Source organism: Bradyrhizobium sp. PRIMUS42 (genome assembly GCF_023006515.1).
Lineage (GTDB): Bacteria > Pseudomonadota > Alphaproteobacteria > Rhizobiales > Xanthobacteraceae > Bradyrhizobium.
The window spans coordinates 1-8928 of the sequence record NZ_JALBGZ010000216.1; the positions used below are offsets into that span (position 1 = coordinate 1).

8 protein-coding genes are annotated in these 8928 nt (G+C 65.0%); 5 read left to right on the top strand and 3 right to left on the bottom strand.

Features of this window, described 5'->3' with window-relative positions; translation table 11 throughout:
- The 5 genes from mnmE to MOV75_RS17680 form a co-directional block, all read left to right on the top strand.
- Positions 1-1217: tRNA uridine-5-carboxymethylaminomethyl(34) synthesis GTPase MnmE (gene mnmE / locus MOV75_RS17660; protein ID WP_247006281.1), on the top strand; the 1217-nt coding region annotated here is incomplete at its 5' end.
- A gap of 637 nt (positions 1218-1854) precedes the next feature.
- Complete coding sequence (gene mnmG, locus MOV75_RS17665; RefSeq protein ID WP_246924430.1) at positions 1855-3735, top strand: tRNA uridine-5-carboxymethylaminomethyl(34) synthesis enzyme MnmG; 1881 nt, start codon at positions 1855-1857, stop codon at positions 3733-3735.
- Between the two features lie 108 nt (positions 3736-3843).
- On the top strand, positions 3844-4515 hold the full coding sequence (gene rsmG, locus MOV75_RS17670; protein ID WP_246924448.1) for a 16S rRNA (guanine(527)-N(7))-methyltransferase RsmG: 672 nt from the start codon (positions 3844-3846) through the stop codon (positions 4513-4515).
- A 29-nt stretch (positions 4516-4544) separates the two neighbouring features.
- A complete protein-coding gene (locus tag MOV75_RS17675) occupies positions 4545-5447 on the top strand; it encodes a ParA family protein (RefSeq protein ID WP_246924432.1) in 903 nt (300 codons plus the stop codon).
- 156 nt (positions 5448-5603) lie between these two features.
- Positions 5604-6491 carry a ParB/RepB/Spo0J family partition protein gene (locus tag MOV75_RS17680; protein WP_246924434.1) on the top strand — a complete coding sequence of 296 codons (888 nt, stop codon included), beginning with the start codon at positions 5604-5606 and terminating at the stop codon, positions 6489-6491.
- 231 nt (positions 6492-6722) lie between these two features.
- On the opposite strand, the gene holA is transcribed toward MOV75_RS17680, so the two are convergent.
- From holA to MOV75_RS17695, 3 genes are all read right to left on the bottom strand, one after another.
- Positions 6723-7751, bottom strand: coding sequence for a DNA polymerase III subunit delta (gene holA / locus MOV75_RS17685; protein WP_246924436.1), 1029 nt, complete (start codon positions 7749-7751; stop codon positions 6723-6725).
- A gap of 109 nt (positions 7752-7860) precedes the next feature.
- Positions 7861-8412, bottom strand: a complete 552-nt coding sequence (lptE, locus tag MOV75_RS17690; RefSeq protein ID WP_246924439.1) for an LPS assembly lipoprotein LptE — start codon at positions 8410-8412, stop codon at positions 7861-7863.
- Positions 8399-8928 (bottom strand): class I tRNA ligase family protein (locus tag MOV75_RS17695; RefSeq protein ID WP_247006282.1); only part of this gene is annotated, 530 nt, incomplete at its 5' end. The genes MOV75_RS17695 and lptE, both read right to left, overlap by 14 nt.

The following is an 8928-nucleotide window of genomic DNA, read 5'->3' on the forward strand; positions in this document are numbered from 1 at the left end:
CCGGTCGCCGGCTGCTCCGCGATGAAGCGGGCCGGCCGATCGACGATGCGGTCGTGCTCTGGTTTCCAGGGCCGGCGAGTGCGACCGGCGAGGACGTCGCTGAATTTCACGTCCATGGCGGCCGCGCGGTGCTGGCGGCGCTCCTCGCCTCAATTTCGGTTATTCAGCATACGCGGGCGGCCGAACCAGGTGAGTTCACGCGGCGTGCCTTCGAGAACGGCAAGCTCGATCTCACCGAGGCCGAGGGTCTTGACGATCTCATTCACGCCGACACCGACCGGCAGCGCCGCCAGGCGCTGCGGCAGCTGCAGGGCCTGCTCGGGGATCGCGCGCGCGACTGGCGCGAGCGGATCATCGAGGCGTCCGCGCTGATCGAGGCCGGCATCGATTTTTCCGATGAGGGCGACGTGCCGGCGGAGCTGATGGCGCCGGCGAAGAAAGCGATCAAAGCCCTTCATGACGAAATCGCAGAAGTGCTTGCGGCACAGGGGCATTCTGAACGACTGCGCGACGGTCTCGTGGTTGCCATCGCGGGAGAGCCGAACGTCGGCAAATCGACGCTGATGAATCAGCTCGCGCGTCGCGAGGTTGCGATCGTCTCGCCCCATGCCGGCACCACGCGCGACGTGATCGAGGTGCAGCTCGATCTCGACGGCTATCCCGTCACGGTGATCGACACCGCCGGCATTCGCGAGACCGACGATCCCGTCGAGCAGGAGGGCGTGCGCCGGGCGCGGGCGCGGGCCGAGGACGCCGACCTGGTGTTGTGGCTGGTGGAAGCCGAGCAGGCCGTTGATCCGGACGCGGTGCGGTCACTTCGGAAATCCGAAGACGGCGACCGGTCGGAGGGGTCGATCTGGATCGTCCGCAACAAGATCGATCTTGGCGGGGGTGGGGGCGTGAGGCCGAGCGGCGAGTTCGGGATCTCGGCGAGTCGCGGTGATGGCATCCCCGAGTTGGTGGATGCCCTGGTGAAATTCGCTTCGGAGTTTTTCAAAACCACGGAGGGCGCCGTGGTGACCAGGGCTCGCCAGCGCGTCTTGTTGAACCGCGCATCTGACAGCTTGCGCCGGAGTCTGGGGCTCGTAGAAGAGGGCGAGGAGCTGGCGGCCGAGGAGCTGCGTGCTGCCGCTTATGCCCTGGGTCGGCTGTTGGGCCGGGTGGACGTCGAGGACGTCCTGGGAACCATTTTTCAGAAGTTCTGCATTGGAAAGTAGAGCTAGTTCTTCATTGTAGAATTAGACCTTGTTCCATTTTTTGTGTTTCACGTGAAACGCGAGTGGAACCGGCTTGTCAGGTTAAACTGGCTCAGCCCCCGAAGTGACGCCCTCGTAACCTGGGGGCGGAGAGAATGGTAATTCGCTGGTGCCGGACAAACGACTTGGCTCCATCCGAGCCGTCCACTTGTTTCACGTGAAACAGGCGTGCCCGATTGGTCTCGGTTCGAGACCATGGCGCCCAGTCGGCTCGAACGCACCACCTACCGAGACCTAAGGGCTCGGCCCTTGATTCCGTCATTGCGAGGAGCCCTTGCGACGAAGCAATCCTAGCTGTCTCCACGAAGAATCTCCGCATTGCTTTGCGACGCTCGCAACGGCCGGGCGAGACCGCCCGTCTCCGGCGCGGTTACGGGCCTGAGGGTCAATCTGGCAATCTCTTCAGGTGACTTCTGCCGACAAGCTGCATTTCGTTTCACGTGAAACAGCAGTCCTTTCAACACCCATTCTACTGTGCATGGGGTTGTTTTCGCGAATCGGTATTGGAGGCTCCGCGAGCCAACCCCGTTTCACGTGAAACACCCGCCTCGCCAGTTTCCACTTCCGGCTTTCCTGCCTCTGGGCTAGAAGTCCGCTCATGCGAACAGAGCGAGAGAGCTTCGACGTCATCGTGATTGGCGGCGGCCATGCCGGCTGTGAAGCCGCGGCCGCGTCTGCCCGGATGGGTGCGACCACCGCGCTGGTGACGCACCATTTCTCCACCGTCGGTGCGATGTCCTGCAATCCTGCTATCGGCGGTCTCGGCAAGGGGCATCTGGTTCGCGAGGTCGATGCGCTCGATGGTCTGATGGGACGTGTGGGCGATGCCGGCGGCATCCAGTTCCGCGTGCTCAATCGCCGCAAGGGACCCGCGGTCCGTGGTCCCCGAGCCCAGGCCGACCGAAAACTCTATGCCGCCGCGATGCAGGCCGCGATCCGGGAGACCGAAGGTCTTTCCGTTATCGAAGGCGAGGCCGACGAGCTGATCGTAGTCGAGGGCCGGGTCGTCGGTCTGCGTCTGGCCGATAGCCGGGAGCTTCGGGCAGGGGCGGTGGTTGTCACCACCGGCACGTTCCTACGCGGTCTCATTCATCTCGGCGAGAAGAATTGGCCCGCCGGCCGTGTCGGTGAGGCTCCTGCGATGGGTCTGTCCGCCTCCTTTGAGCGTGCCGGCTTCACCCTCGGGCGGCTCAAGACCGGCACCCCGCCGCGTCTGGACGGCACCACGATCGACTGGTCTGCGGTCGAGATGCAGCCCGGAGATGAGCCGCCGGAGCCATTCTCGGTCATGACCGAGCGGATCACGACGCCGCAGATCCAATGCGGCATCACCCGGACCACGTCCGCCACTCACGAGGTGATCCGGGCCAATGTTCATCGCTCGCCGATGTACTCTGGCCAGATCAAGAGCTCCGGACCGCGCTATTGTCCGTCGATCGAGGACAAGATCGTCCGCTTCGGTGATCGCGATGGACATCAGATCTTCCTGGAGCCGGAAGGGCTCGACGACAGCACGGTCTATCCCAACGGCATCTCGACTTCTCTGCCCGAGGAGGTCCAGCTCGCGATCCTCGCCAGCATTCCTGGCCTGGAGCGGGTCAAGATGGTCCGCCCGGGCTATGCCATCGAATACGACCACATCGATCCCCGGGAGCTTGATCCGACCCTGCAGACCAAGCGCCTGCGCGGTCTGTTCCTGGCCGGGCAGATCAACGGCACCACCGGATACGAAGAGGCCGCCGGGCAGGGCATCGTGGCCGGCCTGAACGCCGCGCTCTCCGCCAGCGGCGCCGCGCTGACGGTGTTCGATAGGGCCGACGGATATCTCGGCGTGATGATCGACGATCTCGTCACCCGCGGGATCAGCGAGCCCTATCGGATGTTCACGTCGCGGGCCGAATATCGGCTAACGCTGCGGGCCGACAATGCGGATCAGCGTCTGACCGAGAAGGGGATCGCGCTCGGTTGCGTCGGCAATGCCCGGACCCAGCATCATCGCGCCAAGATGGACGCGCTGAATGCGGCCAGAACGCTGTCGAAGTCGCTGACGATCACCCCGAACGAGGCGATCAAGCACGGCCTGTCCCTGAACCGGGATGGCCAGCGCCGGTCGGCCTTCGAGCTGATGGCCTATCCGGAGATCGGCTGGAGCCAGGTCCGTGCGATCTGGCCGGAGCTGTCCGCCATTGATCCCGTCATCGCCACCCACCTCGAGATCGACGCCAAATACGATGTCTATCTCGAGCGCCAGAGCGCCGACGTCGAGGCCTTCCGGCGCGACGAGGGGATGGTGCTGTCAGAGGTCGAGTACAGCCTCGTTCCCGGTCTCTCCAACGAGGTGCGAGCCAAGCTGGAGAAGGCGCGGCCGTTCACGGTCGGCCAGGCCGGCCGGATCGACGGCATGACGCCGGCTGCGCTCGGCATCCTCGCGGCCTATCTCCGGCGCGAGGCACGAAAGATCTCCAAAGCAATCGCATAGGCGTTTCACGTGAAACAGCGCGGACCAGGCGGCGACAGGCCGCTAACGCGGCGACCCGGAACAGGCGAGGGCGCAGGTCGATTTGAACCGGCGCCAGCCAAACCGAAGATCGACAAGGCCAGCGCCAACGATCAGGCGTTTGATTCGATCATCGCCGCCGACAAGCGCGAGGCCTTGAGGCTTGCGCCCGTTTCACATGAAACGGAAGCCCGGCTTGACCGCTACATTGGACTGCTCCGGGAGTGGCAGGCCAAGACCAATCTGGTCGCGCCCTCGACTCTGCCGCAGCTCTGGACCCGACACATTGCCGACTCGCTCCAGCTCGTCGATCTCGCGCCCGGTGCAAAACGTTGGGCCGACCTTGGCAGCGGCGGCGGTTTCCCCGGTGTCGTGCTGGCCTGCGCCATGGCCGGGACGCCGGGTGCGAGCGTCCATCTCGTCGAGCGGATCGCCAAGAAGGCGGCGTTCCTGCGCGAGGCGATTCGCGTCACCGCATCTCCGGGAGTCGTACATCTCGCTGAGATCGGGGATAATGTGGATAGAATCACCGGCCCCGTCGATTGCGTCACCGCGCGTGCGCTTGCTCCGCTACATCAACTCATCGGCTTTGCGGAGCCGCTGATGCGCCACGGCGCAAAGGCGCTGTTTCTCAAGGGTCAAGATGTAGAGGGTGAATTGACCGAAGCCGCTAAATATTGGAATATTGAGCCTCAGCTCCACCGGAGCCGCACGGGCGACGGCTGGATCGTGGAGCTCGATGCCGCCGAACGGCGCAGCTGAGGCGCTCAGGGGTTGAGTGGGGAAATTCGATGACCGTGATTGACGATCCGCAGCAAGAGCAGACCCAAGACCCTGTCCAAGAACCAGCCCAAGAACCGGCCCAAGCACCGATCAGCGAGGTCCCGCACGGCCATCCGCGCATCCTCGCGCTGGCGAATCAGAAGGGCGGTGTTGGAAAAACAACCACAGCGATCAACTTGGGAACGGCGCTCGCGGCGATTGGCGAACGCGTCCTGATCGTCGATCTCGATCCCCAGGGCAATGCCTCGACCGGCCTCGGCATCGACCGCCGCAGCCGCTCCTGCTCGACCTATGACGTGCTGATCGGTGAAGCCCCGCTGCGTGAGGCCGTGGTCTCAACCGCGGTGCCGCGGCTGCACATCGCGCCCTCGACCATGGACCTCTCCGGTCTCGAGCTTGAGCTCGGCACCACGCCGGGCCGCGCCTTCAAGCTGCGCGACGCCATCGGCGCGCTCAACAACAACGTCTCGCCGGATGCCGATTACACTTATGTGCTGATCGACTGCCCGCCTTCGCTGAACCTGCTCACGGTGAACGCGATGGCGGCGTCCGATGCGATCCTGGTGCCGCTGCAGTGCGAGTTCTTCGCGCTCGAAGGTCTGTCGCAATTGCTGCAGACGGTGGAGCAGGTCCGCTCGACGCTCAATCCGAACCTGTCGATCCACGGCATCGTGCTGACCATGTTCGACTCGCGCAACAACCTGTCGAACCAGGTCGTCGCCGACGTTCGGCAGTTCATGGGCGAGAAGGTCTACAAGACCATGATCCCGCGCAACGTGCGCATCTCGGAAGCACCGTCCTATGGCAAGCCGGTGCTGGTCTACGATCTCAAATGCGTTGGCAGCGAAGCGTATTTGCGGCTCGCCACCGAAGTGATCCAGCGCGAGCGCGAGCTGCGCGTCACGCATTGACGTGAGATCCGTAGGGCGGGTTAGCGCAGCGTAACCGGCCGACTCTTGCCGCGAACAAACCTGTGGCGGATTACGCTGCGCTAATCCGCCCTACGACCTACGAGTTTCGACAATTCAGTTCTGGAGTGCTGCACCGTGAATCCAAGGGAGCTGGCGATGGCCGATGAAGCGCGTTCGCGACTGGGCCGGGGTCTTGCAAGTCTGATCGGCGATGTCGGCGGCGAAGCCCAGCACGTCGATCGTCCGCGCGCGCAACGCAAGGTGCCGATCGAGTTCATCAAGGCCAATCCGCGCAATCCGCGCCGCACCTTTTCCGACGCCGAGCTGAAAGAGCTCAGCGAGTCCATCAAGCAGCATGGCGTGATCCAGCCGATCGTGGTGCGTCCGGTCAAGGGTGCACAGGACCGCTTCGAGATCATCGCCGGCGAGCGGCGCTGGCGCGCCTCGCAAATGGCCGGCCTGCACGAAGTGCCGATCGTGCCGGTCGACATCAGCGACAGCGACGCGCTGGAGTTCGCGATCGTCGAGAACGTGCAGCGCGAAGACCTCAACCCGATGGAAGAGGCGCAGGGCTACCACGCGCTCGCCAACGAGTTCAAACGCAGCCAGGACGATATCGCAAAGGTCGTCGGCAAGAGCCGCAGCCACGTCGCCAACATGATGCGGTTGACGAAGCTGCCGGCCGAAGTACAGGCCTTCATCGCCACCGGCGAGCTGACAGCCGGCCACGCCCGCGCACTGATCGGCGTGCCCGATCCGCTCGCCGCCGCCAAGCGTATCGTGGAGGAAGGCCTCAATGTCCGCCAGGCCGAGGCGCTCGCGCATGAAGAGGGCGTGCCGGAGCGCAAGCCGCAAAAGGCGCGCGCAACCGGGGCTAAGGAAAAGGACCCCGACACGATCGATCTGGAGAAGCGCGTCAGCGACGCGCTCGGCCTCAAGGTCACCGTCAATCACCGCGACCCCGGCGGTTCGGTCCAGATCAACTACCGCAACCTCGATCAGCTCGACGAGGTGATGAAGCGGCTGGCCAAGGGCGCGCTGTAGGCTTCGTCCTCGGTGTCGTCCTCGCGAACGGGGGATGACAGTGGGTGTGTGGAGCGCATCTGAGCGCACCGTTCTCCATTCTCGTGTCCCGGACGCCCTGCAACGCGAAGCGTTGCTGCGCTGAGCCGGGACCCAGAAGGCCAAGAACGAAATCGCAGAGGCATGGGCCCCGGCTCTGCAGCGCACCGCTAAGAAGCGCTGCGCTGCGTCCGGGGACGAGAAAGCCCGGGCCTATCCCCGCCGCTTCGCATTCGCGGCGATCGCCATCAGCGTGCGTTGGGCGATGGCGGCGGCGAGGGTGGATTGCTTCCGGGTGTCGAGTGCCGCGGTCGCGAGCTGCTCGATGATGGCGGCGAGCCGCGCCACGCTGAAATTGCGGAGCGCGGTTTCGACCGCGGGCTTTCGAGAAAAGTGCAGGCGCGGATAGCCGCTGTCGAGCACCGTGGAGGCCGGCGTGCCGTCGGCGATCGCCAGCGCCGATTTGTGCAGCCACGCGGCCTGGCGCTGCGCCGCCGAGATGATCACGCCGGGATAGGTGCCGGCGATCATGGCCTTGGCAAATTCGGTCTCGACGATGTCGGGCCGACCGGCGAAGGCGCCGTCGACGATCGGATCGAGCTTCAGCTCGGACGCATCGGCGACCACGGACATCACGTCGTCCAGCGTAATCTCGCCTTTGCCATGCGCATAGAGCGTGAGTTTGCGCAGCTCGTTGCGCGAGGCCTGGCGATCGCCGCCGAGGAACGACATCAGCGCTGCGCGGGCCTCCTGCGCGATGCGCAAATTGGCGATACGGAGCTCGTCTTCCATCAGCTTGGCGAGATCGCGCTCGGTGTCGGGATAGCAGCCGATCGCGACGGCGGCCTTGGCCTTCTCGCAGGCTTTGCGCAACGGCGATTCCGGGCGCAGCTCGCCGGCCTCGATCACGATGCGGCAATCCCTCACGCTCATCTCTGCGAGCGTGTCGACGCCGCTGGCAAAGCTGCGCGAGCCGGCTCGGATGCGGATCGCGCGGCGGCCGCCGAACAGCGGCACGGTCATGGCTTCGTCGACGAGGCGGGACGGCTCGGCGGAGAGCTCGTCGCCATCCAGCTTGACCAGTGAGAAGGGATCGTTGGGATCGTCGACGGCAGAGGCGATCAGCGCATCCGCGCGCTCGCGCACGAGGCCGGCGTCGGGGCCGTAGAGCAGGATGATCGGACGGCCCGCATCGGGGCGGGCAAGGAAGGCGTCGATCTCTTTTCCGCGCAGCGCGACCATCGGGTCCCATCGTCATTCCGGGGCGCGCAGCGCGCGAACCCGGAATCCGGAGATTATGGATCGAGATTCCGGGTTCGCCCTACGGGCGCCCCGGAATGACTGGAGTGATTTACGTGCCGGCGGTGAAGAACGAGGCGAGCCGGGTCGTGATGTTCTCGGCGATCTCGCTGGCGGCGCGATCCTCGGCATCGCGCACGGCGCGGGTGCGCGAGAAGCGTTGATAGGACCCCGGCATGTCGTAGGACACGCGTGAGAAGGTCGCGCCGGTCATGACAGACCTGCCGGTCGCGACCTCGATCAGATTGTACTGGGCGTCGACACCGAGATTTTCGCTGGTCGGCAGTCCCGTCGTGGCGCTGACGATCAGCGAGGAACGGCTGGTGGTGAAGCGGATGTCCAGCCGATGGGTCGGCGGCATGCCCGTCGCGCTGCCGTAAAGCTTGAAGGCCAGCGCGTTGCGGATTTCCACGCCGACGCGGGCCTCGCGGGAGGCATTGGGCTTGCTGATCGGGGGCAGCTCGATGCCCATCAGCTTCTCGCGCAGGCCGGGGGTGCCGTCGCTCCGCTCGGCATACATCGGCTGGAAGCAGCCGGCCGTCAGCGCGGCCAAGGCGGCGACCGCCAGCAAGCGGGCTGCGATGCGGATCCTAGCCGACAACATTTACGATCCTCTTGGGGACGATGATCACCTTGCGGACGGGCTTGCCGTCCAGGGCCAGCTTTACCGCATCGAGGGCCAAAACGGCAGCCTCGATTTCCGGATTCTGGGCCGCTGTTGCAACTGTGACCTCACCCCGCTTCTTCCCGTTGACCTGGACCACCAGGGTCACGCTGTCTTCAACCAGCAAATCGCGTTCGATTTGGGGCCAATTGGCCTCGGAAACCAGCCCGCTCTGGCCCAGAACCTGCCAGCACTCTTCGGCGAGGTGCGGCATCATCGGGGAGAACAGCTGGACCAGGATCTGGTCGGCTTCCCGGATCGCCCAAGCCAAGTCCGGAGCCAGGTTCGCGGCGGACTGGCCGGGGCGCTGCAAGATTTCCGAGAAGGTATTCGCGAACTCGCGGATATGGGCGAGGCAGACGTTGAAGTGCAGCCGCTCGATCCCGGTGGTGACCTTGTCCAGCGCACCATGGGCGGCCTTGCGCAAGGCGGTGGCGTCGGGGCCGAAGCTGGCCG